At 63.8% G+C, this 26,898-nt stretch carries 24 protein-coding genes and 1 riboswitch; of the genes, 12 read left to right on the forward strand and 12 right to left on the reverse strand.

Annotation, left to right across the window (positions count from 1 at the left end; genetic code table 11):
- Window positions 1-140 precede the first annotated feature (140 nt).
- The 7 genes from FJ967_RS17310 to FJ967_RS17340 all read left to right on the forward strand — a co-directional run bounded on the left by FJ967_RS17310 (window position 141) and on the right by FJ967_RS17340 (window position 5,367).
- Window positions 141-1,268 (forward strand): S-(hydroxymethyl)glutathione dehydrogenase/class III alcohol dehydrogenase, encoded by a 1,128-nt coding sequence (locus FJ967_RS17310; protein ID WP_140733031.1) that lies wholly within the window; start codon window positions 141-143, stop codon window positions 1,266-1,268.
- A 65-nt stretch (window positions 1,269-1,333) separates the two neighbouring features.
- On the forward strand, window positions 1,334-1,903 hold the full coding sequence (gene gfa, locus FJ967_RS17315) for an S-(hydroxymethyl)glutathione synthase (protein WP_140733032.1): 570 nt from the start codon (window positions 1,334-1,336) through the stop codon (window positions 1,901-1,903).
- 63 nt (window positions 1,904-1,966) lie between these two features.
- Entirely contained in the window at window positions 1,967-2,434 is a 468-nt protein-coding gene (locus FJ967_RS17320) for a YaiI/YqxD family protein (RefSeq protein ID WP_140733033.1), read from the forward strand.
- Window positions 2,435-2,462: 28 nt separating this feature from the next.
- Window positions 2,463-3,140 (forward strand): DUF1345 domain-containing protein, encoded by a 678-nt coding sequence (locus FJ967_RS17325; protein ID WP_140733034.1) that lies wholly within the window; start codon window positions 2,463-2,465, stop codon window positions 3,138-3,140.
- Between the two features lie 97 nt (window positions 3,141-3,237).
- A complete protein-coding gene (locus FJ967_RS17330; RefSeq protein WP_140733035.1) occupies window positions 3,238-4,119 on the forward strand; it encodes a cytochrome b/b6 domain-containing protein in 882 nt (293 codons plus the stop codon).
- Window position 4,120: 1 nt separating this feature from the next.
- Window positions 4,121-4,930, forward strand: coding sequence for a molybdopterin-binding protein (locus tag FJ967_RS17335; RefSeq protein ID WP_140733036.1), 810 nt, complete (start codon window positions 4,121-4,123; stop codon window positions 4,928-4,930).
- A complete protein-coding gene (locus tag FJ967_RS17340; protein ID WP_246675292.1) occupies window positions 4,930-5,367 on the forward strand; it encodes a GNAT family N-acetyltransferase in 438 nt (145 codons plus the stop codon). Before FJ967_RS17335 ends, FJ967_RS17340 begins: the two co-directional genes overlap by 1 nt.
- Here FJ967_RS17340 and FJ967_RS17345 read toward each other — a convergent pair.
- On the reverse strand, window positions 5,364-6,365 hold the full coding sequence (locus FJ967_RS17345; RefSeq protein WP_140733037.1) for a hypothetical protein: 1,002 nt from the start codon (window positions 6,363-6,365) through the stop codon (window positions 5,364-5,366). The genes FJ967_RS17340 and FJ967_RS17345 overlap by 4 nt on opposite strands.
- A 267-nt stretch (window positions 6,366-6,632) precedes the next feature.
- A riboswitch (glycine riboswitch) is annotated at window positions 6,633-6,719 on the forward strand.
- A 149-nt stretch (window positions 6,720-6,868) separates the two neighbouring features.
- Between FJ967_RS17345 and gcvT the strand changes: the two genes are divergently transcribed.
- From gcvT to gcvP, 3 genes are read left to right on the forward strand one after another with little or no spacing between them, the layout of a single operon-like run.
- Window positions 6,869-7,969: a glycine cleavage system aminomethyltransferase GcvT gene (gene gcvT, locus FJ967_RS17350; protein WP_140733038.1), complete on the forward strand. Its 1,101-nt coding sequence runs from the start codon at window positions 6,869-6,871 to the stop codon at window positions 7,967-7,969.
- Window positions 7,970-7,974: 5 nt separating this feature from the next.
- Window positions 7,975-8,343, forward strand: coding sequence for a glycine cleavage system protein GcvH (gene gcvH / locus FJ967_RS17355; protein WP_140733039.1), 369 nt, complete (start codon window positions 7,975-7,977; stop codon window positions 8,341-8,343).
- A gap of 18 nt (window positions 8,344-8,361) precedes the next feature.
- Complete coding sequence (gcvP, locus tag FJ967_RS17360) at window positions 8,362-11,172, forward strand: aminomethyl-transferring glycine dehydrogenase (RefSeq protein WP_140733040.1); 2,811 nt, start codon at window positions 8,362-8,364, stop codon at window positions 11,170-11,172.
- On the opposite strand, the gene FJ967_RS17365 is transcribed toward gcvP, so the two are convergent.
- The 10 genes from FJ967_RS17365 to cpaB all read right to left on the reverse strand — a co-directional run bounded on the left by FJ967_RS17365 (window position 11,173) and on the right by cpaB (window position 21,340).
- Complete coding sequence (locus tag FJ967_RS17365; protein ID WP_140733041.1) at window positions 11,173-12,348, reverse strand: GGDEF domain-containing protein; 1,176 nt, start codon at window positions 12,346-12,348, stop codon at window positions 11,173-11,175. It abuts the gene before it with no gap.
- A gap of 169 nt (window positions 12,349-12,517) precedes the next feature.
- Complete coding sequence (locus FJ967_RS17370; RefSeq protein ID WP_140733042.1) at window positions 12,518-12,991, reverse strand: hypothetical protein; 474 nt, start codon at window positions 12,989-12,991, stop codon at window positions 12,518-12,520.
- A 152-nt stretch (window positions 12,992-13,143) separates the two neighbouring features.
- The gene (locus tag FJ967_RS17375) at window positions 13,144-13,968 is read right to left on the reverse strand and encodes a hypothetical protein (protein ID WP_246675296.1); all 825 of its coding nucleotides are present in this window, start codon (window positions 13,966-13,968) and stop codon (window positions 13,144-13,146) included.
- Between the two features lie 76 nt (window positions 13,969-14,044).
- Complete coding sequence (locus FJ967_RS17380; protein ID WP_140733044.1) at window positions 14,045-15,010, reverse strand: type II secretion system F family protein; 966 nt, start codon at window positions 15,008-15,010, stop codon at window positions 14,045-14,047.
- 1 nt (window position 15,011) lies between these two features.
- On the reverse strand, window positions 15,012-15,977 hold the full coding sequence (locus tag FJ967_RS17385; RefSeq protein WP_140733045.1) for a type II secretion system F family protein: 966 nt from the start codon (window positions 15,975-15,977) through the stop codon (window positions 15,012-15,014).
- Between the two features lie 5 nt (window positions 15,978-15,982).
- Window positions 15,983-17,404, reverse strand: a complete 1,422-nt coding sequence (locus FJ967_RS17390; protein WP_140733046.1) for a CpaF family protein — start codon at window positions 17,402-17,404, stop codon at window positions 15,983-15,985.
- Window positions 17,401-18,615 carry a response regulator/pilus assembly protein gene (locus FJ967_RS17395; RefSeq protein ID WP_140733047.1) on the reverse strand — a complete coding sequence of 405 codons (1,215 nt, stop codon included), beginning with the start codon at window positions 18,613-18,615 and terminating at the stop codon, window positions 17,401-17,403. The genes FJ967_RS17390 and FJ967_RS17395 overlap by 4 nt, the downstream gene beginning before the upstream one ends.
- Window positions 18,616-18,664: 49 nt before the next feature.
- On the reverse strand, window positions 18,665-18,934 hold the full coding sequence (locus FJ967_RS17400; RefSeq protein ID WP_140733048.1) for a hypothetical protein: 270 nt from the start codon (window positions 18,932-18,934) through the stop codon (window positions 18,665-18,667).
- A gap of 4 nt (window positions 18,935-18,938) precedes the next feature.
- Window positions 18,939-20,384, reverse strand: a complete 1,446-nt coding sequence (locus FJ967_RS17405; protein ID WP_140733049.1) for a type II and III secretion system protein family protein — start codon at window positions 20,382-20,384, stop codon at window positions 18,939-18,941.
- Window positions 20,385-20,413: 29 nt separating this feature from the next.
- Window positions 20,414-21,340 carry a Flp pilus assembly protein CpaB gene (gene cpaB / locus FJ967_RS17410; RefSeq protein WP_246675293.1) on the reverse strand — a complete coding sequence of 309 codons (927 nt, stop codon included), beginning with the start codon at window positions 21,338-21,340 and terminating at the stop codon, window positions 20,414-20,416.
- 229 nt (window positions 21,341-21,569) lie between these two features.
- On the opposite strand from cpaB, the gene parE reads away from it, so the two are divergent.
- Entirely contained in the window at window positions 21,570-23,633 is a 2,064-nt protein-coding gene (parE, locus tag FJ967_RS17415) for a DNA topoisomerase IV subunit B (RefSeq protein ID WP_140733072.1), read from the forward strand.
- A 43-nt stretch (window positions 23,634-23,676) separates the two neighbouring features.
- On the forward strand, window positions 23,677-25,743 hold the full coding sequence (locus FJ967_RS17420; protein ID WP_140733050.1) for an FUSC family protein: 2,067 nt from the start codon (window positions 23,677-23,679) through the stop codon (window positions 25,741-25,743).
- Here FJ967_RS17420 and FJ967_RS17425 read toward each other — a convergent pair.
- Window positions 25,740-26,864: a DUF2336 domain-containing protein gene (locus FJ967_RS17425; protein ID WP_140733051.1), complete on the reverse strand. Its 1,125-nt coding sequence runs from the start codon at window positions 26,862-26,864 to the stop codon at window positions 25,740-25,742. The two genes, FJ967_RS17420 and FJ967_RS17425, sit on opposite strands and share 4 nt — an antisense overlap.
- Between the last annotated feature and the right edge of the window lie 34 nt (window positions 26,865-26,898).

The raw sequence follows: 26,898 nt of genomic DNA on the forward strand, positions 1-26,898 counted from the left end.
CCGCGCTCCGTGCCGAGCCGATTGCCGGGCGGTGTGCTGTCTGCGTCAACAAAGCCAATATTTCGTCTCATCTGACTGTTGAAGAGCGAACCAAAACCTGAAAACGTGGGCACAAAAATCGCCTCTGGAGGAATTGCCTGATGAAAACCCGCGCCGCTGTTGCTGTCGCCGCCGGAAAGCCGCTGGAGATCATGGAGGTCGACCTCGAAGGGCCGCGCGAGGGCGAGGTGCTGGTCGAGATCAAGGCGACAGGCATCTGCCACACCGATGAGTTCACCCTGTCTGGCGCCGATCCGGAAGGCCTGTTTCCGGCTATTCTCGGCCATGAGGGCGCCGGTGTCGTGGTCGATGTCGGCAAGGGCGTCACCTCGGTCAAGAAGGGCGACCATGTCATCCCGCTCTATACGCCAGAATGCCGGCAGTGCCCGTCCTGTTTGTCGCGCAAGACCAATCTGTGCACCGCCATCCGCGCCACGCAGGGGCAAGGCCTGATGCCCGACGGCTCGTCGCGCTTCTCGATCGGCAAGGACAAGATTTTTCACTATATGGGCTGCTCGACCTTCTCCAATTTTACGGTCTTGCCCGAGATCGCGCTGGCCAAGGTCAATCCGGACGCGCCCTTCGACAAGATCTGCTACATCGGCTGCGGGGTGACGACCGGCATCGGCGCCGTCATCAACACCGCCAAGGTCGAGCAAGGCGCGACCGCTGTCGTCTTCGGCCTCGGCGGCATCGGCCTCAACGTCATCCAGGGCCTGAAGCTGGCCGGCGCCGACATGATCATCGGCGTCGATGTGAACAACGACAAGAAGGCCTGGGGCGAGCGGTTCGGCATGACGCATTTCGTCAATCCGAAGGAGATCGGCGGCGATATCGTCCCTCACCTCGTCAACATGACCAAGCGCGGCGCCGACCAGATCGGCGGCGCCGACTACACGTTCGATTGCACCGGCAACACCAAGGTGATGCGCCAGGCGCTGGAAGCCTCGCATCGCGGCTGGGGCAAGTCGGTCGTCATCGGCGTCGCCGGTGCCGGCCAGGAGATTTCGACGCGTCCGTTCCAGCTTGTCACCGGCCGCAGCTGGATGGGCACCGCCTTCGGCGGCGCGCGCGGCCGCACCGACGTGCCGAAAATCGTCGACTGGTACATGGAAAAGAAGATCCAGATCGATCCGATGATCACGCATTTGCTGAAGCTGGAAGACATCAACAAGGGCTTCGACCTGATGCACGAGGGCAAGTCGATCAGAAGCGTGGTGGTTTACTGAAGCAAAGCCACACGCCGCAGGCCGGACGCCCGCGACCTCTGTGGTCAACATGGGAGGAAGTCTAAATGGCGGAAAAACTGCATCATTCGATCGACAACGGTCTGCCGAAGGAGAGCGCAAGCTTTGCCGGCGGCACGCTGGTCTGCGCCTGCACCAGCAAGCCGGTAAAGGTGAAGGTCAAGGGCCAGATCGCCCACAACCACGCCTGCGGCTGCACCAAGTGCTGGAAGCCTGACGGCGCGGTGTTCTCGGTCGTTGCCGTCGCCGGCAGCGGCGATGTTAGCGTCACCGAGAATGGCGACAAGCTGAAGGTGGTCGATCCAAGCGCGCTCATCCAACGCCACGCCTGCACGGGCTGCGGCGTGCACATGTACGGTCCGGTCGAGCGCGACCATCCGTTCAAGGGCCTGTCCTTCATCCATCCCGAGCGTTTCGAGGAGGATGGCTGGTCGCCGCCGGGCTTCACCGCTTTCGTGTCCTCGATCATCGAATCCGGTGTCGATCCGAAGCGCATGGACGGCATTCGCGCCCAGCTGAAATCGATCGGGCTCGAACCCTATGACTGCCTCAATCCGCCATTGATGGACTACATCGCCACCTGGACCGCGAAGAAGTCAGGCGCGCTACCGGCCTGACAAAGTCGGGACTGAGAGATATTGGGGCCGGACACGTTCCGGCCCCAGCCATTTGGAGAGACAATGCCCGCACCCGCCATCTACGTCGACGCCGACGCCTGTCCGGTCAAGGCCGAGGTCGAGAAGGTCGCCGAGCGCCATGGTGTCGTGGTCACCTATGTCTCCAATGGCGGCCTGCGCCCATCGCGCGATCCGATGATCCGCAATGTCGTCGTCTCCAAAAGCGCCGACGCCGCTGATGACTGGATCGTCGAGAATGCCAGGCCCAACGACATCGTGGTGACGTCAGACATTCCGCTTGCCGCCCGCACCGTGGCGCTCGGCGCACATGTGCTGGGACCGACCGGACGTCCTTTCACGCCGGAAACGATCGGCATGGCGGTGGCGATGCGCGACCTCAAGCAGCATCTGCGCGAAACCGGCGAAAGCAAGGGTTTCAATGCCAGCTTCGCGCCGCAGGACCGCTCGCGCTTCCTCGGCGAACTCGACCGTATCTTGCGGCGCGCACTGAAATCCGCCACACCGGAATAGAAACCGGGCGCCGTCCAGGGAGACCGCCATGGCCGCCGAAACTCCGATCGCCAAACCCATGCAGCGCCATATGCTGTTCGCGGTGTCGGCATGTCTCGGTGCGCTTGCGCTCCTTCTGGCGTTGCTGCTGCACGCCCCCCTTGCCTATTCCATCGGCGCCAATGCGTTTTTCGCCGCTTACGTCGTTCTTGTCGTCAGCCAGATGCCGAAATTCACCGGCAAATATCTGAGCAAGAACGCGCGCGCCACCGACCAGCCGGTGCTGGTCATCTTCGCCGTGACGCTTGTCGTTGTCGGCGTCGCGATTGTATCCCTGTTCCTGCTGATCAATCAGAAGGACAAAGGCAATCCCGTCGAACTCGGTTTCGCGCTGCTGTCGATCCCGCTCGGCTGGTTCACCATTCACGCCATGGCGGCACTCCACTATGCCCATGTCTATTGGATGGACGGCGATGAGGTGGATGCCGGAACCAAGAAGAAAATCCCCGTGGGCGGCCTGTTGTTTCCGGGCGACAAACGTCCCGAGGGCTGGGATTTCCTCTACTTCTCTGCCGTCATCGGCATGACGGCGCAGACCGCCGACACCAACATCTCGACCACGCATATGCGCTGCGTCGTGCTTGTCCATTCGATCCTGTCGTTCTTCTTCAACACCGTCATCGTCGCAGCGGCCGTCAACCTCGCCGTCAGCCTGGGCGGTCCGTAATAAATCCGTGATCGGATGAAACATCGGTTTGGATCGCGACGTATCAGGGGGACAATGAACATGTGAGCCAAGCCGAGAGGCCGGGAGACGAGACAAGATGGAATCGGTTGCCAGAAACCAATCCGACACCGGCCCGGGCGTTCCCGCTTCAACGGAGAGGCCGCTGATCTACCGGCAGTCGCGCTGGACGCGGCTGACACACTGGCTCTGGGCCATCTCGTTGTTTTTCATGCTGCTTTCCGGCCTGCAGATCTTCAACGCGCGGCCCCAACTCTATATCGGCAAGCAATCCGGTTTCGGCTACGACAACACCATCTTCGAGATCGGCGCCGAGAACACGAGTGCAGGTCCGCGCGGCTACACCGAAATCTTCGGACACCGCTTCGACACCACCGGCGTTCTCGGCTGGTCTGGCCCGGCCGGCAACGAGACGGCGCGTGGCTTTCCATCCTGGGCGACGATCCCCTCCTATTATGACCTCGGCACCGCCCGCGTGATCCATTTCTTCTTTGCCTGGATCCTGACTACGACCTTGCTCGTCTGGCTGGTCGCCAGCCTGATCAACGGCCATATCCGCCGCGATCTGGCGCCGCGCCTGGATGACCTCAAGCGTTTGCCGCAGGACATCGCCAACCATGCCAGGCTGAAGTTCCACCACACGCGCGAATACAACACCTTGCAGAAAATGGCCTATGGCGGCGTGCTGTTCGTGCTTCTGCCGCTGATGATCATCACCGGACTTGCCATGTCGCCCAGCATGAACTCGGTGCTGCCCTTTCTCAACGACCTGCTCGGCGGCAGGCAGACGGCACGCACCATCCATTTCACCGTCATGGTGCTGCTGGTCGCCTTCTTCATCATTCACATCCTGATGATCCTGGCCGCCGGACCGGTCAACGAGCTGCGTTCCATCATCACCGGCTGGTACCGCACCGATCCTCCCGCGCATGGCGGCAAGACATCCGAGAGGAGCGCCTGACATGGCGAAATTCCAGATCAGCCCCAATTTTCAGATCAGTAGAAGAAAATTCCTGACCGCGGCCAGCCTCGGCGCTTCAGGCATCATGCTGTCGGGCTGCGATGCCTTCGACAGCCAGCTCAGCATCGGCAGCGGGCTGCGCAGCTTCCTCGAAAACGCCAATGGCCTGACCCACAGGGCTCAAAGGCTGCTCGGCGGCGGCAATTCGCTGGCGCCGGAATTCACCGAAGCCGATATCCGTCAGCCAATGCGCCCGAACGGCGTGACCGCGCCGGATGACGACGCATACAAGGCCCTGCTCGCCAACAACTTCGCCGATTGGCGCCTGGAAGTGTCGGGCCTCGTCGAAAGGCCGCTTTCGCTCACCCGCGAGCAGCTCATGAACATGCCGAGCCGCACCCAGATCACCCGCCATGACTGCGTCGAGGGTTGGAGCTGCATCGCCAAATGGACCGGCACGCCGCTGTCGCTGCTGCTTGACCAGGCGGTGGTCAAGCCGCAGGCCCGCTATGTCATGTTCCACTGTCTCGACACGATCGACCGCAGCCTGTCGGGCGACATCAAGTATTACGGCACCATCGACCTGGTCGATGCCCGCCACCCCCAGACGATCCTTGCCTATGGCGTCAACGGCAAGCCGCTGCCCGTCGAGAACGGCGCGCCGCTGCGCGTGCGCGTCGAGCGCCAGCTCGGCTACAAGATGCCGAAATATCTCTACAAAATAGAACTGGTCGACGGCTTCGCCGATGTCGGCGGCGGCCGCGGCGGCTATTGGGAGGACAATGGCTACGACTGGTATGGCGGGATTTGATGGATGTCCGTATCGAGGCAGAGCATGATCTGTCGCCGATGGATTTGAGTTCGCTCGAAGAGCGTCTCCATCGCGACAACCGGCGTGTAACGAACCGCGATGATGACCGGGGACTGGCCTTTGTCATCCGCGACAACAATGGACACGCCATCGCGGTTGCCGCCGGCTATTCCTGGGCGAGCACGTCCGAGCTCACGCTGATGTGGGTTGATGAAGTCCATCGCGGCCGCGGCTATGGAAGGCGATTGCTCGAGGCTTTTGTCGCCGAGGCCGCAGATCGCGGCGTTAAGAAGATCTGGGTCTCCAGCCACGACTTCCAGGCACCAGGCCTCTACGAAAAGGCCGGCTTCGCACGCATGGCCGAGCTCGCGGGATGGCCCGAAGGCCATTCCAACATCATTCTTTGTAAAACGCTGGCGGCGGATGGTGCGGCTTAGGCGACCTTGTCGAGCAACGGCTTCAGTGCCGGGTGGATTTCCGGCGAGGCATGCTTGATCAGGGTCAGCAATGCGCGCTCGTTTTCGTGCAAAGGCCTGTTCGCGCCGATGTGTTCGACCAGCCATCTCGCTTCGCCGGCATCGATCGTCTCGGCGCGGCGGGCCAGCGCTTCGGCAGCCCTGTTCTTGGCTTCCCATTCGCTTTCTATGTCGCCGGGAGAGCGATAGGCCTCGATAAAGCCGGCAAGACCGCCTGAGACCATGCGGCTGAAGAAACCGCCGATTTCCGGATCCGCGTGATCGAGGAAGGTTTCCTGGCGCAGCGTCACCTCGCGGGTGGGCGCCTCGTAACCGGCCGAGCACATGACGAAATTGGCGATCGCCTTGATGAACAGGTCGTTCCAGGACGGATCGTTGTTGGCCTGGGCTGTCCGCTCGTTGATCTTGAACAGCACCTCGGCCTCGGCGCGGGTGATGGCGATGTTGCCATCGCCGCCATGGGCATGCAGGATACGGCGCAGAAGCTCGACCTCGGCCTTGGCGATCAGTCCGGGCACCAGCGCACCGCCGAGCATCAGCGGTCCCTTGCCGTCGATCACGGCGTTGGCGACCTGTTCCAGCGCGTAGACGCAAAGGCGGCTCGGCGAGGATTTCGCCTCTTCCAGCACATGGACCAGCAATTCCAGTTCGGTCCGGCTGTCGACCATGCCGTCGCGCGAGATGGTGCGGACCAGCCAGTCGGCATTCTCCTGTGAAATGTAGCCCGACGGTTTTTCCTGGTGGACGATGTAGTCGGTGACCGCCTCGACGAAGAACGGTGCCCATTCGGCGCACTTATCCCGTGCCGTCTGGTCGAGCGCGAACAAGGCCTCGGCTTCGCCTCGTGTCACCACGCCGTCGGCGAACACGTCTCGACGCAGCATCACGACGTCTTCCGACGCGATCCGGTTTTTCGAAGTCAGCCCCGCCACCGGAGCGCTCATGATCAATTCGCCCATTTTCCGCCCTTCCCGTCTCATCCGGCGCCAGCCCCAAGGCGCGACACCCCGTCACAATATCAGCGGTGTCTTGAAAAACCGGCAAACGGCGTGGTTAGCGAAGACTTGTCGGAACGATGCATGTCGCCCGAAAATGTGCGGCGGTTTGGAGAACGACATGCATCAACAGAGATCTGGAGCGCGAGACGCGCTTAGATGTCGCTGACAGGTGACAAGCCGTCGCGCACGGGCTATGGATGGCGCGTCGAGGGCTCAGGGTTTGAGTCCTACCTGTTTGCGGGAGAGAGCAGCGAGAGCTGCCGCCGAAGGGGAAATCGCCCGAAATCTCTCAGGCAAAAGAACCGTAGACGGGAAAGACACTCTGGAAAGTCGGGGCTTGCCCCCGCGCCGAAGGTGTAAGCGCCGCTGACAGAGTTCCGGCAGCGCGAGTCTCTCAGGCTTCAGACAGAGGGGCACGGACTGGTCGCCATCAGCGGCCGATTGCGTGCGACTCTGGAGACGACATGACGGGCGACAACGACAAACACCTTCCCCTCGAGGATATCCACAAAGCAGCAGGCGCGCGCTTCGGCGCCTTTGCCGGCTGGTCCATGCCGCTGACCTATCCGGCCGGCGTCATGAAGGAGCACCTTCACACGCGCGAACATGTCGGGCTGTTCGACATCTCGCATATGAAACTGTTCGAGGTCAGCGGACCGGAAGCGGTCGCGCTGTTGAACCGGGCCTGCCCGCTGGACGCCGGCAGCCTCGAAACCTCGCAGTCGAAACTGTCCTTTTTCCTCAACGAGGCGGGCGGCATTCTGGACGACCTGATCGTGACCAGGCTCGGCGACACGAGGTTCATGGTCGTCGCCAATGCCGGCAATGCCGTCGCCGACGAAAAGCATTTGCGTGCTCTGGCAACCGGTTTCGACGTCAAGGTCGAGCCGCTTGAGCGTGTCTTCCTCGCCATCCAGGGGCCCGAGGCCTGGGCCGCGCTTTCCCGGGCCGGCATAGAGACGGGCTCGCTCTTGTTCATGCACGGGGTCGAGCCGCGAAAGAACTGGTTCATGAGCCGGTCCGGCTATACCGGCGAAGACGGCTTCGAGATCGGTCTGCCCGAGGCCGACGCAAGAGAACTCGTCGCCAAACTGCTGGACGACGAACGCGTATTGTGGATCGGCCTTGCCGCGCGCGACAGCCTGCGGCTGGAGGCGGGCCTCTGCCTGCACGGCCAGGACATCACGCCGGAGACCGACCCGGCCGCGGCGGCGCTGATGTGGGCAATCCCGAAAGAGATTCGCGCCTCTGGAACCTTCATCGGCGCGGGCGCCTTGCGCGCCGCCGTGGAGCGGGGCTCCGCGCAAAAGCGCGTCGGATTGAAACCGGAAGGCCGCCAGCCGGTACGGGCGGGCGTGGCGCTTTTCGATGCCGACGGCAACCCGGCCGGCCATGTCACCTCGGGTGGCTTCGGCCCGTCCGCCGATCATCCGGTCGCCATGGGTTATGTCGCCACTTCTTTGGCCAAGCCCGGAACGCGCCTTTTCGCCGACGTGCGCGGCACGAAAATACCCATCGATATCAATTCTCTGCCTTTCACACCTCATCGCTACCGCAAAGGATAGACCACATGGCAAAGACCTATTTCACATCGGATCATGAATGGCTGAGCGTCGAGGCCGGCATCGCCACGGTCGGCATCACCGACTATGCGCAGGAGCAGCTCGGCGATCTCGTCTTTGTCGAACTGCCTGAGCCCGGCCGCAAGCTTGCCAAGGGCGACACCGCCGTGGTGGTCGAATCCGTCAAGGCGGCCTCGGATGTCTACGCGCCGGTCGATGGTGAAATCACCGAGGCCAACGGCACGCTGTCGTCCGATCCGTCGCTGGTCAACTCGGCCGCTTCAGGCGCCGGCTGGCTGTGGAAGATGAAGCTCGCCGACGAAAGCCAGCTCGCCGGCCTCATGGATGAGGCCGCCTACAAAGCCCATATCGGCTGATATCAGGACGTGATTGACATGACCGCTTCCCCCTACCCCTTCTCGGCCCGCCATATCGGCCCGGGCCTCGCCGATGTCAGAGCCATGCTCGCCGTCATCGGTGTTCCCTCGGTCGAGACGCTGATCAGCCAGGCCGTGCCGAGGTCGATACGCCTCGACCAGCCGCTGGCCCTGCCCGAGCCAGCCAGCGAAGCCGAGGCGCTTGCCGAATTGTCCGCGACCATGGCGAAGAACACGGTGCTCAAGAGCTTCATCGGCGCCGGTTATCACGGCGTCCACGTGCCGCCGGTGATCCAGCGCAACCTGTTCGAGAATCCGGCCTGGTACACCGCCTACACGCCCTACCAGGCCGAGATCAGCCAGGGCCGGCTCGAAATGCTGTTCAATTTCCAGACGCTGGTCGCGGAGCTGACCGGCCTGCCGGTGGCGTCGGCTTCGTTGCTCGACGAGGCGACGGCGGTCGCCGAAGCGGTCGGCATTGCGCTGCGCCACCATCGCGACAAGCGCGGCAAGGTGGCGCTCGCCGGCACACCGCACCCGCAGACGCTGGACGTGGTGCGCACCCGCGCCGAGCCGCTCGGCATCGAGATCGACGGCGAGGAGATCGACGACAACACCGCCGCCCTGCTCGTTTCCTGGCCGGACACTTTTGGCGTCTACGGCGACCACAAGGCGGCGATAGCCAAGGCCCGCGCCACCGGCGCGATTGTCGTCTTCATCGCCGACCCGCTTGGCCTGACGCTGACCGACGCGCCGGCAAAGCTCGGCGCCGACATTGCCGTCGGCCCGATGCAGCACTTTGGCGTGCCGATGGGTTTTGGCGGCCCGCACGCCGCCTATTGCGCCGTCTCCGACAAACTGACGCGGCTGATGCCAGGTCGCCTGGTCGGCCAGTCGACCGACAGCAAGGGCCGCCCCGGCTACCGGCTCGCCTTGCAGACCCGCGAGCAGCATATCCGCCGCGACAAGGCGACGTCCAACATCTGCACCGCGCAGGCGCTGCTCGCCAACATGGCGACCGCCTACGCCATCTGGCACGGCCCCGCCGGCCTGCAGGCGATCGCCGGGCGCATCCACGCCTTGGCCAGCCGCCTAGCCAGCGGCCTGGCGGTGGCGGGCATCTCGATGCTCGGCTCCAGCCGTTTCGACACGGTGACGGTGGAGGCGAAGGGCAAGGCCGCGCAGATCGCGGCCGCCGCCGAAAAGGGCGGCCGGCTCTTGCGCATCATCGACGCCGACCATATCGGCGTCAGCTTCGACGAAACCTCGACCGAAGCCGATCTCGAAGCGATCGCTGGCCTGTTCGGGGCCACAGCTGGCTCCGCGACGGACAGCACGATGCCCGGCAAGCCGCGCGGCAAGGAGTTTCTGACCCAGCCGGTGTTCCACGAAAACAAGTCGGAAACCGAAATGATGCGCTTCCTGCGCCGGCTGGCCGACAAGGACCTTGCGCTCGACCGCGCCATGATCCCGCTGGGATCCTGCACCATGAAGCTCAACGCGGCGGCGGAAATGATGCCGGTAAGCTGGCCAAGCATTGCCAACCTGCATCCCTTCGCGCCGGCCGGCCACTCGGCGGGCTACCGCGCCATGATCGGCGAACTTGAGGGCTGGCTGTCGGAAATCACCGGCTTCGATGCAGTGACCGTGCAGCCCAATGCAGGCAGCCAGGGCGAATATGCCGGCCTGCTCGCCATCCGCGCCTATCACCGCGCGCGCGGTGAGGGTCATCGCACCGTCTGCCTGATCCCGTCCTCCGCGCATGGCACCAATCCGGCGAGTGCCGCGATGGCCGGCATGAGCGTCGTCGTCGTGCGCTGCCTGGAAGACGGCAACATCGACATGGACGACATGCGTGCCAAGGCCAACGAGCATTCCAGGAACCTTGCGGCGCTGATGTTCACCTATCCCTCCACGCATGGCGTCTACGAGGAAGGCGCGCGTCATCTGTGCGCGCTGATCCATGAGCATGGCGGCCAGGTCTATTTCGACGGCGCCAACCTCAATGCGCTGGTCGGCCTCGCCCGCCCCGGCGACATCGGCGCCGATGTCTGCCACATGAACCTGCACAAGACCTTCTGCATCCCGCATGGCGGCGGCGGCCCGGGCGTCGGCCCGATCGGCGTCAGGGCGCATCTGCAGCCCTATCTGCCCGGCCATGTCACCGAGGGCTCGGCGCATGCCGTGGCCGCCGCCCCCTTCGGCAGTGCGTCCATCCTGCCTATCACCTGGATGTACATCCGCATGATGGGTGGCTCCGGCCTGAAGCAGGCGACCGAGACGGCGATCGTTTCGGCCAACTATGTGGCGACGCGCCTCGCACCGCACTTCCCGCTGCTCTACAAGGGCAGGAGCGACCGGGTTGCCCATGAATGCATCCTCGACACCCGGGTGCTCAAGGAGAGCGCCGGCATTGGTGTCGAGGACATCGCCAAGCGCCTGATCGACTATGGTTTCCACGCACCGACCATGTCGTTCCCGGTCGCCGGCACATTGATGGTCGAGCCGACCGAATCCGAACCCAAGCGTGAGCTCGACCGCTTCTGTGACGCCATGATCGCCATCGCCGGAGAGGCGGCGAAAGTCGCCAGGGGCGAATGGCCTTTGGCCGATAATCCACTGGTCAATGCCCCGCACACGTCGGCGGAAGCACTGGCCGGTCAATGGACACATCCGTACTCGCGCCTGGAGGCGGCCTATCCCGCCGGCGATGCCGACACCGCGACAAAATATTGGCCGCCGGTGTCGCGTATCGACAACGTCGCCGGCGACCGCAACCTGGTCTGCTCCTGCCCGCCGCTGTCCGACTATCTGGGCGCGGCGGAATAGTTACGCCGAGCGCAAGGCCGGTCTGACCGGCTCGGCCTTGCCCGTCCCTTTGCGGCCGATGACGCAATTTCGTCCCGCGCTCTTGGCGGCGTAAAGCTTGGCGTCGGCCCTGGCCAGCACCTCATCGAGGGTGCTGCCATCCGCCTCGCCGAACCCGATCCCGCCGCTGACCGTGCTGCGCAAGGGGCCGAGCGGCGTGGGCACGATTTCCGTGCCGAACGCGACGCCGATCTTACTGGCAAGATCATGGGCCCTCTCTTGCGTCATCCGCGACATGACGATGGCGAACTCCTCACCGCCCAGGCGAAAGGCATCGACACCGGTCCTGGTATATTTCCTGATGACGGCGGCGAACCGGCACAGGACCTGGTCCCCGACCGGATGCCCGTAAATGTCGTTTGTCCGCTTGAAGTGATCGAGATCGAACATGACGATCGCCATGAATGGGCCGAAACTGCGCTCACCATATAGCGACGTCAGACCCCGGCGGTTCATCAGACCGGTCAACGGATCGGTCATGGTCTCGGCCTTGAGCTCGATCTGCGCCTGCAAATGATGCAGCGAAAGCGTCAACGCGCCGAGGCCGGTCATGCAGGCCACCGCCACGACCGAGTTGAGGCGTTCGGCCCAATTGTCGGGCGCGACACCGAGTGTCCACTGGCCCTTGGCGATCAGCACCACGCCGCAAAGGGCAAACGACAGCGCACAGCTGCCGCTCAGGAACGAAACCACCAGCAGGATGCGGCGATCGTGACTGCCATTGATCCAGAACATCGCCCCGATCGCCGAGAGCAGTGCCGTAACCGTCGCGTAGGTGATCATGAAGCCGACACCGTCAAGACCCACGAAGGTCACGGTCGCGCAGACAGCCATGGCGGCAAATGTCGGCGCAACCGCACGCCTGCGGTCCGGCACGCCGAGATATTGCATGGCCGAGATGCAGATGATCAGGAAACCCAGGCTGAGCAGCGCCAGTGCGACCTGGCAAAGCAGCGGATCGGGCTCCCTGGTGTAGCGCCAGAACAGGATCACATGCGCGACGAGCACGAGAATGCCGCACGCCACCGTCAGGACAAAGCCGGCCCGTGGCGCGGTGGCCCAGATCGCGAACATGGTGACGCTGAGACAGATGCCCGACAGCGCGGCTGCGAGCAGGAGCGAACTGAAATCCAGCATATTGGGCGGGGGCCTCTCGAGCGTCGGCGTTTGCGACGCATTCTAGGTCAGCGACAGCCCTCGAATATGATTTTCAGGCGACTTCCCAACCCAACCTGCGGATAGGGTTTACAAAGCGTCGATGCCACTTGTCCCGAAATCGCACCCTTGGCGGGCACGAGGCCCGGCCTCAGCCCTTGTTCAGCAGCGCAAGATTGGCATTGACGACAGTGGGATCGGCCATGCCGGCTTTCGCTTCCAAGAGCAGCGCCCGCGCCTTCTTCTTGTTGCCGCGCAGCAATTGCGAATAGCCCATATTGTTGACGATCTGCGGCTTGCGGCCGGCGACCTTCAGCAACTGGCCATAGGCACGATCGGCGAAGTCGAAGCGGCCAAGTTCGTCATAGGAAGCGGCGAGCCCCATCCAGGCCTCGGCATTATCGGCCTTCAACTCGACCGCCTTGCGGAAATGCTGCTCGGCCAGGCCATAATTGGCATCGCGAAACTGCGCCTTGCCTTCCGCCAGGTCGGACGTGCCGACATCCCTGGCGGCCGGTTGAATGGCCGTGGTCTTGGTCGTGTCGACGTTGCTGTTCGTCGTGCACCCGGTGATCATCAGGACCGCGGCCATCGTGGCCGCCGCCGCAAAATTCGTCTGACGCATGCCCTGCCCCGTCGCCCGATTTGCCGGGTCGTTCTATGGCAAGGACATTACAGCACAGCGATTAAGCTTCGGTGCCGAAATGCGGCTAAGATTTGGTTGCGCGAACACCGGCCATTAACCACGGGTCGCAACGCCTCGATAGCCCCGGGTTCTCAAGGTTCCAGCGCCTTGAGCGTATCGGGGACCGAATAGCGATTGCCGTCATAGCGCAGCCGGTAGGTTCGGCTCACAGGCTTGCCCGGATGGGACTGGCACTCGCCATTCTTGTCGACCGACGGTTCGTCGGTATCCGTCCGCTCGGCCAGGACGATGTCGCGATAGCCGTTATGGCGCGTCGGGCTCATCGTCAGGCTGACATGGCTTGAATGAAAGGATCCCGCGCAATTGGTGTCGCCTTCGCCGCCATTGCCGGCTACGACAAGGCCGTCGAGCACCACCCGCAGCGCGTTGCCGGCGATGGCGTAGAGCCGCAGGTCGGTTTCGCCGAAGGGATTGGGTTGCGAATGGTTGGCCATTTCGATGCGCAGGCCGAAGGCGGTGACACCGGGCGCCAGACCATAGCGACCGGTGTCGAATTCGATCTTGCGGATGGCGATGGCATCATCGGTCATCAGCCCGGGCTGGAGCAGACGCTGGCGCACCTGCAGGGTCTTCCACTCGACGACCAGAAGCTCGATATCGCCGACATGCCCGTCGTCGCTGGACTGGGTGCTGTCCATGAGCGGCACTGCAACCAGCAACAGGTCATCATGGGCGGGCCATATCTTGCAGGCAATGCCCGTTGGCGTCTCGCCGTCCTGGGGCGCCAGGGAGATGTCGGTGTGCGGCGCGAGCGTGAGCGAGGCACCGTCGGCGCTCGGCGCGACCTTGGGATAGGCCTGCCGCAGCAAAGCACCGATATCACCGCAATCGCCGGTCGCGGCCTGGGCGGGCGACAAGCTGGCGGCAAGACCGAGCAAAAAAAGGGCGGGCAACATTATTCGCATGGACGTCTCGCTCATTTGCAGACTTCGCGGATCGCGGTTGCCCGAATCCGTTTCGACGTGGCGCGCCCTAGTGGCTCGTCATTTTGACGATGATCGGGATGACGGCGATCATCAACACCACCGGCAGGATGCAGACCACGACGGGCACCGACATCTTTGCCGGCAAGGCATGCGCCTTTTCCTCGGCCAGCGACATGCGCTTGTGGCGCATTTCATCCGAAAACACCCTGAGTGCCCCCGACAGGCTGGTGCCGAGTTCCTTCGACTGCTGCAGGAGCGTGGCGAAGGAGCGTACCTCATCCAGGCTGAGGCGATCGGCGAGCGCCTTGAGCGCGTCGTCCAGGCTGCGCCCCGCCCGAAGCTCCAGCGAGACGAGCTGCAGGTTCTGCGAGAGTGACGGATAGGTCTTGGCGAGTTCCTTGGACACGCGCTCGACGCCGGCTTCCATGCTCATGCCGGCATCCGAGCAGACGATCATCAGGTCCATGAAGTCGGGGAAGCCATTGCGATATTCGCGCATCTTTTCCCGCACCTTCTGGGTTAGCACCAGGCCCGGCAGGAAGTAGCCGGCAGCGCCCGACAGGATGACGAAGGTCCACCGGCTGGTCATGGTCGCATCGGGACTGGCCATCCATCGGTTGAGCACGAAGACGGCGAACGCCGTGCCGATCATCGCCGTGAAGCGGATGAGGAAGAACGTGCCGACGGCGCGCGGCTCCATGTAACCCGCCTGGATGAGTTTCAGGCGCAACCGGGCGACATTTTCCGGATCGCTTTTGGCGTAGAATTCCTGCGCCCTTTTCACCGCCTTCTCGCGCACGACGCCGCTGTTCTTCTTCTGCGCCGGTTCGGGCTTGGGGGCGGCCACGGCGCCGAGGTCGACCCTGAGCCGGCGCTTGACGTCGTTGCGGTCGCCCTTCGCCGCAACCATCGGCCAGGCAACCGCCGCGGCTCCCACCGCCAGCAGCAGGATGGCCACCGGCATCAGCGAGGTCGGCGCGAGCGAGGCGAGGAATTCGACGGCGTTTTGCATGTCAGAACCTGAAGTTCGACATCTTGAACATGATCAGATTGCCCAGCATCAACCAGCTGACCGAGCCGCCGATCAGATACCAGGTCTTCGGCTCGCCCCAGACGTCCTGGTAGAAGCCCGGCATCAATGCCATGATGGCGGCGAACAGCAATGCCGGAATGGCGGTGAGGATATAGGCCGACAGGCGTCCTTCGGTCGAAATGGCGCGCACCTTGCGGCGCAGCTTGCCGCGTTCGCGGATTGTCGTCGACAGGCCGTCGAGGATTTCGCGCAGATTGCCACCCGAACTGGTCTGGATCGAGACGGCGGTGACGAACAGCGGCAGATCCTCGTGGCCAACCCTGTCGAAAAGCGCGTTCAACGCCGAGACAAGGTCTGAACCATAGGTCACTTCGTCGGCGATGACGCCGAATTCGGTGCCGATCGGGTCGGGCATCTCGCGCGACACCATGGCAATCGCCACCGGGACCGGATGCCCGGCCTTGAGGCCCCGCGTGATCAGTTCCAGTGCTTCGGGGAGTTGCATGCCGAAACGCTTCAGCCGCCGCTTGCGCATGAAGCGCATCGCAACGACCGGCAGCAGGGGCACCAGCAAGACGAGCAGAAGAAACCCCATCAGCAATGGCAGCCCGTACCAGATGGCGGCGAGCGCCATGGCCAGCGCCACGCCGCAGGTAATGGTCAGGAATTTCGAAACCGGCATGACCATGCCCGACTGCGTGCGCAAGGCACGGAACCGGTCGGGCGAAAACAGCGACGTACCCGCGTCGAGGCCGCGCTCCTTACGCAGTTGGAGCAGCACCTGTTCCTGGCTGATCTTGTTTTCCTGCAGTTTCATGCGCCGGTTGATCGCGGTGCGCTTGTCGCTGCGGCCGGCATAGAGCAGGAAGATCGCCTCGGCGACCATGATGCCGGTCAATGCTGCCCCGGCATACAAGACGTAGATCGCGCTGAATCCGTCGAACACCCCGGCTACTCCTGCGGCCGGCCAGGTTCGAAATAGCGTCCCGGAAAGTCGATGCCCATGGCGCGCAGGTCCTCGAGGAAGCGCGGCCGGATGCCGGTCGCTTCGAAATAGCCGAGGATGCTGCCATCGGCATCCATGCCGGTGCGCACGAAGCGGAAGATTTCCTGCATCTGGATGACATCGCCCTCCATGCCGGTCACCTCGGCGACGCTCGTCACCTTGCGCTTGCCGTCGGAAAGCCGGGTCAACTGGACGATGATATCGATGGCGCTCGAGATCTGGCTGCGGATCGACTGCACCGTCATCGGCATGCCGGTCATGCCCAGCATCTGCTCGAGGCGGGAAATGGCATCGCGCGGCGTGTTGGCATGGATAGTCGCCATCGAGCCTTCATGGCCGGTGTTCATGGCCTGCAGCATGTCGAAGGCCTCCTCGCCGCGGCACTCGCCCAGGATGACGCGGTCTGGCCGCATGCGTAGCGCGTTCTTGACCAGGTCGCGCTGTTTGAGCTCGCCATGGCCTTCGATGTTGGCGGGGCGCGTCTCCATGCGCGCGACATGCGGCTGCTGCAATTGCAGCTCCGCCGCATCCTCGATGGTGATCAGCCGCTCGTCTTCCGGGATGAAGGCCGACAGGGCGTTGAGCATCGTTGTCTTGCCGGTGCCGGTGCCGCCCGAAATGATTGTCGTCTTGCGGGCGTGAACCGCCGCCGCCAGAACTTCGGCCATGTTCTGGGTGATGGCGCCGAATTCGACCAGCCTGTGCAGACCAAGCTTGTTCTTGGAGAATTTGCGGATCGACACCAGCGGGCCGTCGACGGCCACCGGGCGGATGGCTGCATTGAAGCGCGAGCCGTCCAGCATGCGGGCATCGACCATCGGCTGCGATTCGTCGACGCGGCGGCCGACGGCGGCCACGATCTTGTTGACGATCCTGAGCAGATGCGCCTCGTCCTTGAACGGGATGTGGACCTGCTGCAGCTTGCCCTTCTTTTCGACAAAGCAGTTCTGGTGGCCGTTGATCAGGATATCGTTGATATCAGGGTCCTTGAGCAGTGGCTCGAGCGGGCCGAGGCCGACCATCTCGTCGACGATGTCGTCGACCAGCGCGTCGAGCTCGGCGGTGTTGATGGCCATCCGCTCCTGACGGGTCTTTTCCGATACGAAATCATGCACTTGCCGGCGCATCTCGTCCTTGGGCAAGCGCTCCAGTGCCACGAGGTTGATCTCCTCGAGCAGCATCCGATGGATGCGCACCCGGGCATCGAGCACCTTGTTGGCGCTCTTTGCCGGCGCCGCATCCAGTTTGGCCGGCAAAGCCTTCCGGCTGGTCGGGATGACGACGGCATTATTGGCCACCGGTGCCGATTCCGCCGGACGCTGCGGGCGCGCATCGCGGTTCTGCAGGGTTGAAAAACGGCTGCTCATCCCGCCTTCCTCTTCAACAGGCCCCTGCCAAGACCGAACAGCGACTTCGACTTGGCCGTGGCCGTCACCGCCTCTTCCGGAAGGATGATCTTCTTCAGGTCGTTGACGACATTGGCGTTGGCGTCGATCTCGTGCAGCGGCACACCGCGGTCGACCGCCTCGCGCACCAGCCGGTAATTGTTGGCGATGCCGCCGACAAAATGCTCGCCGAGGATTTCCTGGACGTCCGCCTGCTTGATGCCATTGTCGAACATCTTCTGCTCGAAACGGTTGACGATGACGTTGGGCTTAACTTCCTTGCCGGCGGTCTCGTAGACCGCCTGGATCAGCCGCTGCGTGTGGCGCAGGCACGGCACCGTCATCTCGGCAACGATGTAGAGCTTGTTGGAACCGAGCAGGACCGTCTCCGTCCACGGAAACCAGGTGCGCGGCATATCGATGACGACATTGTCGAAATAGGCCGAAACGAGGTCCAGCATACGCACCACGACATCGGTCTTGAACGAGCGCATCTCGGCCGGATGCGTCGGCGCCGCCAGCACGCAAAGTCCGCTGGCGTGCTTGGACAGCATCACATCGAGCAATTGCCGGTCGAGACGCTCGGGCTGGTTCTCGATTTCGGTGATGTCGAAACGCGGCTCCAGATCGAGATATTCGGCGCAGGCGCCCTGCTGGAAATTGAGGTCGACCACGCAGGTCGACGCACCGCGCGTCACTGAGTGATGCAACTGGAACGCCGTCTGCAGCGCCAGTGTCGTGGTGCCGACGCCACCCGCGGCGGGCATGAAGGTATAGATCTGCGACTCGGTGTTTTCCTCGCGCCCGGGCCCCTGCAACGCGCGCACGACGGAGCGCACCAGATCGGCGGTGGTGATCGGCTTGACCAGGAAGTCGGCGACCTTGAGCTGAACCAGGATACGCACGGCGGCGGCGTTGAATTCCTGGGTAACGACCACGACCGGCGCCTTACCCTCGAGCCGCCGCATGACGCGCTGCAGCGACTCGATTTCCTCCAGCCTGGCCGCGTCCATGTCGACGATGATGGCGCCGAACTCGGTTTCCTGAACCTCGCCGCGCAGTTCGGTGACATTCTTTTCCACCGTCGAGAGCTGGATGATCTCGGAGGCGGCGAATGCGGTCCGCGTGTCCTGCACGAACGCCCTGTCGGTCGAAACGAGCAGGATCTTCTTGGTCTTGATGCCGTTTGCCATTGCCGCCGCCTGTGGGGTCGATCGCTTTATGGATCGCTTCGTTTTTAAATCAGTTGCTTGCGCTTGTTTGCGATGCCTTTGCACTCGCTGCCTGGTCAGGCGTGACAGGGCCGGCATTGCTGCTCTTGGCAGGCACGAGAAGCCTCGTGTTCTGGACGCCGTACTTCCACGGGTCGACCATCTGCATGACGGTGTTGGCGGCCTGCGCGTCACCGGCGCCCGACGTCACGCCTTCGTTGCGCACATAGTCGTCGCTGGTGCAGCCGCTTGCCAAAGCGGCAAGAATGAGGGCGAGGCTCGATCTCAGGACCAGACGCATGGCTTCAGTCCTTCGGCAGATCGAGGAAATGACCGACTTTGGTGACGGCGGCGCCCTGCGCGGCACTGCCGTCGGCCAACGCCAGCGAACGGCCGGTGTCCGACGCCTTCACCTCTTCGGTGTTGTTGAGGAAATAGTCGACATTGCTGGCGGGCTTCGTGCCATCGGTCGGCTCAGCCATTTTCTTCGATGGATCGACCGGCTTGACCAGATAGGGCGTCACGATGATGACCAGGTCGGTCTCGCGCCGCTGGTAGGATTTCGACGAGAACAGCGGCCCCAGCACCGGCATCTTGCCGATACCGGGAACGCGCGAGGTGGTGATGTCGTTCTGGGACTGCAGAAGCCCGGCGATCATGAAGCTCTGGCCGTTCTTCAGGTCGACCGAGGTCTTGGCGCGGCGCACAATGAACCCCGGCACCGAGATGCTGCCGATATTGTAGGACGCCGACGCATCGATCGAGGAGACTTCCGGCGCGATGTCCAGACTGACCAGGCCGTCCTTGAGCACGGTGGGCGTAAAGTCCAGGCTGACGCCGTATTTCTTGTAGGTGACGGAGATCTTGCCGTTGTCTTCTGAAACCGGGATCGGGAATTCACCACCGGCCAGGAAGCTCGCCGTCTCGCCTGAACGGGCGATCAGGTTCGGCTCGGCCAGCATGCGCGCAAGGCCGCGCTCCTCCAGTGCCTTGACGGCAATATCGATCGACAGGCCGTTCGACAGCAGCCGGCCGATGATTTCACCGGTGCCGGCGGCCGGCACGGTTCCTGGATCGATCGAGACGTCGCGCCCGCCAATGCCATAGGCGAAATTGGCGCTGTATTTGGCGCCGAGATCCTGGCCCGCCTGACGGTTGATCTCGACAAAGCGGACATTGAGCTGGACCTGCTGCGACGAGGAGATGTTGACCGAGTTGATCACTTCCTCGGTGCCGGAAAAGCGGGTGGCGATCTTGTTTGCCTTTTCGGCGGCGACAGCGTCATCCGCCTCGCCCGACAGCACCACGCGGCCATTGGCCGAGCCGACCTTGATCTTGGCGTCCGGCACGCTGGCACGGATGGTGCTGGCCAATTGATCGGTGTCGAGCGTCACCTCGATGTCGATGGTTCCGACGAGCTGCTTGTTCTCGTCGAACAGCGCGATGCCGGTGGTGCCGAGATTGTTGCCCAGCACATAGAAGGACTTGTCGGTCAGCGGATTGACGTTGGCGATTTCCGGATCGCCGATGACGATCTGGTAGAAGGCGGCGCTCGTCATGATCGTCTTGGGCTTGCCCTTGGCAACCTTGATCGACGCATTCTTGGTCGCCGAGACATAGACAATGTCGTTGTCCGCCTTGGCCGCGCCGATCACCGCGAGCATGCCGCTCGCGGCCAGCGATGCCGCCATGGCCAGGGCGCGCATAATACGCAACCGGCCCGTCACTCGATATAGGGTATGCATCAACATCATCCCGTCCCGCCCGGTCCCCACCGGATTTACTTCTGGTCCCGCGATGGAACCTGATATTCCTCGGCCTTCGTGCCACGCGTCACGATAACCGTCTTGAGTTTCGGCTTCTCCGGCTCCTTGGCGACGGCATCGAAGAGCGAGCCGGCGGCGGCCTGGGCCTTGGAAGCCACGGATCCGCCGAAGGAAGAGATGGTGGTGAGACCGTCCTTGCCGTCGCCGCCTTCACTGGCCGAGCGCAGCGACAGCGACAGCGACCCGACTGTGCGGGCAAGCGCCACTTTCTGCGCACCTTCGGTCGTCACCTCTATGGTGACGGAATTGGCAACCTGCGGCGTCGTCTGGCGCTCGTCGGCGCCCTGCCCGACGCTCAGCACCTTGGCGTCGGCGACGACGATCTCGGAGGTGATGGTCGAACCGGCGGCACCTTGTGCGTTTTTAGCCACTTCCTGGATTTCGCCGGCATCGCGCGTCAGCATGACGTCGACACGGTCGCCTGGCGTGACGAAGCCGCCGACGCCTGCGATCTCGTCGGTGCGAATGGTGACCGCCCGCATTCCGGGCGTCAGCATGTTGGACAGCGTCGCGCGGCCGTTCGGCCCGGATAGCTTGGTCAGCAGCACGGGCTCGTTGACCTCGATCGGCGACAGCACGACCCGGCCGCCTTCGCCGAGCAGTCCATCAATCGTGGCAAAGGCGCCTTGCGGCAAGGAATCCTGCGGCCACGGGATCTCGCTGAGCTTGGCGCGGTCGAGTTCCATCCCGTACCGCAACGGCGCGTTCGCCACCACGATCGTCTTGAATTCGATCCTGGGCGCGGCCGGAGCCGCGATCGAGGCCGTCTTCTCCTCGGCATCGGCCCTGGCCTGGCTTTTCACCCAGAAGTCCGCGGCAAAGATCGAGATCGCGCCGAAAACGGCGGCGATGCCGATCATCGTTATGGCCTTGCCCCTCACGCCGAAAACCCCTGATGCCCGTAGTTTCTTGTTCGTTGGGGCTCACGCTAGGCGGCATTGTTAAAGAATCAGGAATCTTCCGGCCGCCGGCTCGCCCGATTTCCGCCGGCTTGGTTATCGAATGGTTTTAGGATAAGAGGGGGTTAAATCCCCGAACGTAACAGGAACCTCCGTCGCTTGGCGCTGAAAAGCGTGGCAGTATCGACGGGTGATTCGCAGCTTGGGCGCTATGGCAGGCATGAACGATCTTTTCGGCAATGACGACAAATTGGACAAGCCGCAGCCGGCGCGCGCGCCCGCGCGCCCCGCGGATCCGCTGGTCCAGGCGGCGGCCAAGCGTCCGGCCCCGAGCCGTGATGGTTCGGAGGGCTACAGCGCCGCCGACATCGAGGTGCTCGAAGGCCTGGAGCCGGTGCGCCGCCGGCCGGGCATGTATATTGGCGGCACCGACGACAAGGCCATGCACCATCTGTTCGCCGAGGTCATCGACAATTCGATGGACGAAGCGGTTGCCGGCCATGCCACCTTCATCGATGTCGAGCTTTCGGCCGACGGCTACCTTACCGTCACCGACAATGGCCGCGGCATCCCGGTCGATCCGCACCCCAAATACAAGAAGCCTGCGCTCGAAGTGATCATGACGACGCTGCATTCGGGCGGCAAATTCGATTCCAAGGTCTATGAAACATCGGGCGGCCTGCACGGCGTCGGCGTTTCCGTCGTCAACGCGCTGTCCGACCATCTCGAGGTCGAGGTCGCGCGCGGCCGCCAGCTTTATCGCCAGCGTTTCTCGCGCGGCATTCCGGTAAGCGGCCTGGAGCATCTCGGCGAGGTGCACAACCGCCGCGGCACCAGGACCCGTTTCCACCCGGACGAGCAGATATTCGGCAAGGGCGCTGCCTTCGAGCCGGCAAGGCTCTACCGCATGACCCGATCGAAGGCCTATCTGTTCGGCGGCGTCGAGATCCGGTGGTCCTGCGATCCCTCGCTGATCAAGGAAAAGGACCAGACACCGGCCAAGGCCGAATTCCATTTCCCCGGCGGCCTCAAGGACTATCTCAAAGCCTCGCTCGGCGATGAAATGCAGGTCACCCGCGAAGTCTTTGCCGGCAAAAGCGACAAGCAGGGCGGCCATGGCTCGCTCGAATGGGCGGTGACCTGGTTCGGCGGCGACGGCTTCATCAATTCCTACTGCAACACCATCCCGACCGGTGAAGGCGGTACCCACGAGGCCGGCTTCCGCAACGTGCTGACGCGCGGCCTGCGCGCCTATGCCGATCTGGTCGGCAACAAGCGCGCCTCGATCGTCACGTCCGAGGACGTGATGATCTCGGCCGCCGGCATGCTGTCCGTGTTCATCCGCGAGCCGGAATTCGTCGGCCAGACCAAGGACAGGCTGGCGACGATCGAGGCGACGCGCATCGTCGAAACCGCGATCCGCGACCCCTTCGACCATTGGCTGGCCGACAATCCGCAGGAAGCCTCGAAGCTGCTCGACTGGGTGATCGCGCGCGCCGACGAGCGGGTGCGCCGCCGCCAGGAAAAAGAAGTGTCGCGCAAGAGCGCGGTGCGCAAGCTGCGCTTGCCGGGCAAGCTCGCCGATTGCACGCAGAACGCCGCGGCAGGCGCCGAACTCTTCATCGTCGAAGGCGACTCGGCCGGCGGCTCGGCCAAGCAGGCGCGCGACCGTGCCAGCCAGGCGGTACTGCCGCTGCGCGGAAAAATCCTCAACGTCGCCAGCGCCGGCAATGACAAGCTGGCCGCCAACCAGCAGATATCGGACCTGATCCAGGCGCTCGGCTGCGGCACACGGTCAAAATACCGTGACGAGGATCTGCGCTACGACCGCGTCATCATCATGACCGACGCCGATGTCGACGGCGCCCACATCGCTTCGCTGCTGATCACCTTCTTCTATCAGGAGATGCCCGGCCTGGTGCGCGGCGGCCATCTCTACATGGCGGTGCCGCCGCTTTACTCGATCCGGCAAGGCGGCAAGGTCGCCTATGCCCGCGACGATGCGCACAAGGACGAACTCCTGCGCACCGAGTTCACCGGGCGTGGCAAGGTCGAGCTTGGCCGCTTCAAGGGCCTGGGCGAAATGATGGCCTCCCAGCTCAAGGAGACCACCATGGATCCGAGGAAGCGCACGCTGCTCAGGGTCGACGTGATCGACGCCGAAGCAGCGACCAAGGATGCGGTCGACGCACTGATGGGCACCAAGCCCGAGGCCCGTTTCCGCTTCATCCAGGAACGCGCCGAGTTCGCCGAAACGGAAGTGCTGGATATCTAGCCGCTGGCCGGTTTAGCTTGCGTTCCGGCATGGAGACCAGCATGTGACCTGGGCGCGGCTGAAAACCTATTTCGAGACCAGCCTGGCCGGCTTGACCCAGCCGACGCGCTCTGACTGGATTTTCGCGCTTCGCACCGTTTCGGCCGGCTTGATCGCGCTGCTGGCCGCCTACGCGCTGAAACTCGACCATCCGCAATGGGCGATGATGACGGTGTTCATCGTCGCCCAGCCGGTCGCCGGTATGGTGCTGGCGAAGGGCTTCTATCGGCTGCTGGGTACGCTTGCCGGTGGTGTCGCGGCAATCGGCATCACCACGGCATTCGGCGCTGGCCCCTGGGTTCTGGTGACGGTGCTTGCCGTCTGGATCGGCATTTGCACCTTCGTCTCCTCGCTGCTGCGCAATCCCGAAGCCTATGGCGCGGCACTTGCCGGCTACACCGCCATGATCATCGGCCTGCCTGCTTTCGGACAACCGCATCTGGTCGTCGATCTTGCGGTCGCGCGCTGCGCCGAGATCGTGCTCGGCATCGTCTGCGCCGGCCTCACCAGCCGGCTGATCCTGCCGAAACTGGCCAGCGACGCCATCGTCTCGCGGCTGAAGCGCTGCATTCTCGACCTTGCCGCCTATGCCAGTGGCGCGTTCTCCGGCGATGATCGGGCGACGCTCATCGGGCTGCACAGGAAGCTTGTCGCCGACACCCAGACGCTTGGCGAGATGCGTGCCTATGCAAGGCTCGAAGCGCCGAGCTTCGCGCCCCGCGCCCATCCGGTGCGGCGCACCATAGGCCAGCTCCTGTCCGCACTTTCCGCCGCGCGCGCATTGTACTCACATGCTGCGCCCAGGAATGCAGCGCTTATTCCGGTCCGCTCGGAATTGCAGGCGCTCGTCGCCGAGATGGCGGCCAGGCCTGGCGCGCTCGACGATAGCGCGCCCTGGCTGGCGCGCCTCGATGCGATAGTCGTCAGGGCCAAGCAGACGCCGGACGCACCGGCGGAGCCGGACGAAGACAGGGTCGGCACCATCACACGGCTGACCATCGCCGCCGATTTCGCCGAGGCGCTGAAGCAAGTGCTGCGCGGCCTCGATGCCTTGCGCGCCCCTGTCACGCGCGCCTCCCGCGACCGCAGGCCGCCGGCCCTGGTCGTTCATCGCGACTATCCAGGCGCCACGCGCAACGCCGTGCGTGCCGCCATTGCCACGCTGCTGGTCGCGGCTTTCTGGCTGACGACGAAGTGGTCGGAAGCCGCCGGCACCGTGATCCTCGTCGCCGTGGTCTCGAGCCTGTTTGCCGCGCGGCCGGATCCTGTGCAGGTGTCCTGGGGGTTCTTCAAGGGAACGCTGCTTGCCTTGCCGTTTGCCTTTCTCGTTGGCCAGGTCGCGCTTCCCGCCCTGCCCGGCTTCGGCTGGTTCACGCTGTTCGTCGTGCCCATCATGGTGCCGGCGGCACTCGCCATGGCCAACCCGCGCTATGTCGGCGTGGCGACGGCCTTCGCCATCAATTTCCTGGCTTTCCTCAGCCCACATCAGGCGATGAGCTATGATCCCGGCCCTTTCCTGGCCGGCTCGGCGTCGATCCTGGTCGGCATCCTGTTGGCGATCGGCGTCTTCATCGTCGTATTGCCGGCGGATCCATGGCTGGCGGCCGACCGCATCGTACGCGCCATGCGCGAGGACCTGGCGCGGCTTTGCCTGCATGAGCGAGTGCCGAAACGTTCGGCCTTCGAAAGCCTCGCCTATGACCGGATCAACCAGTTGATGCCCCTGGTGCAGAATTCGGGCAGGAAGGGCGAAGCGGTGCTGGGCGGCGGCGTCGTATCGGTCACGGTCGGCCTGGAGATCCTGCGGCTGCGCGCCGCCGGCCAGAACCATGCCATCCCACCGGAAACCGCGCTTTCAATCGCCAATTTCCTGAGGGGATTGGCGCGCGAACTGCTTTACCGTGCCCCTGGCGATCCGCAAACGGCGACCATCGCGGTCGCCCGGCAATACGCGGCTGGCATCGCCCAGCGAAGCGCCACCGGCGACATGCTGCAGATCGCGGCGTCCCTGCGCATCATTGCCGCCGCGATGGAGGATTTCCCGGATTTTTTCGCGCGCGATAGAGCTTAGGCCGCAGCAATCGCCAGCGCGTGCCCGCGCGCATTCTCGCGCAGCGCGTCGAGATGGATCGACTTGACCAGGGCCGCCAGGTCGCCGGCCGCTGACTGTCCGCCCAATTCCTTCAGCATCAGCCAGCTGACTTCCTGCACACCGGCGACGCGCTTGCCGTTGGCGACTTCGCGCCAGATCTTCAGGGCGCGCAGGATGATCGCATGCGTTGGTACAGCCAGCCCGGCGCCGCGGAACAGCGCCTGCAGCGCCACGTCGTGCCCGCCCGCCAGCAGCGCCCTCACCCGCGGTTCGGACTGCTGGCTGAGCGCGACCAGCGCCGAACCGAAGAAATCGACTTTGCCATGCGCGATGGTGCGGATCAGAAAGCTCGCGGTCAGGTCGCCGCGCAGCCTGAGATGCTCGATCAGCGCCGCGTGTTCTTCCTGGCGCGTGCCCTCGATCAGCGTCACTGAGGCCTTGACGCAGGCTTCGCGCATGACGCGCTCGGCACGCGCGGCTCCCATCAATGCCATGACCAGGGGCGATGTCTTCAATGTCTCGCCAAGCTTGACGAGCAGCATATGCCGGCAGTCGGCAGGCAGCCTGACATCCGATACCAGCGCCTCACGCACGAGCGGCAAGTGCCCATGGCGCTCGGCCATGCGACGGAAACTCAGTGAAGCGATGTCGGCGCCGCTGTTGGCCAGGAGCACAGCGCAGGCTTCCGCCTCGCCGATCTCGGCGATGGCCGCCGACAATGCCATCGAGACGGAAGGCCGGTCGGCGATCAGCTTCTGCGTCGCCTTCTGGCTCGTTGCCACGCGGCTGATCAGATCGGCGTCGGTGAGCAGCGGCGAGCGCGCCAGCACGACACCGGCCACTTCCGGTTGATCGGCGGCAAGCACGCTGATGATCTGCAGCGGCGCGTGATGGCTCATGGAGAGCGCCTCCGCCATTGCCAGCCGCACCTTGGACGAGGCGTCGTCGAGCAGCAGCGTCAGCGCCGCTTCCGCCGCGCAGCGGTCCTCGAACGGCAATTCGGAATTGACATAGGCCCGGGCCAGCGCATTGGCCGCGGCGGCGCGCTCCGACACCTTGGCCGTGTAGATCCATTTCAGGAAATGCGAAACAACAACCATGCCCGTCTGCTTACGCCCCTTGCCGGAAGGTTCC

Origin of the sequence: Mesorhizobium sp. B2-3-4, assembly GCF_006442315.1 — a bacterium.
GTDB lineage: Bacteria > Pseudomonadota > Alphaproteobacteria > Rhizobiales > Rhizobiaceae > Mesorhizobium.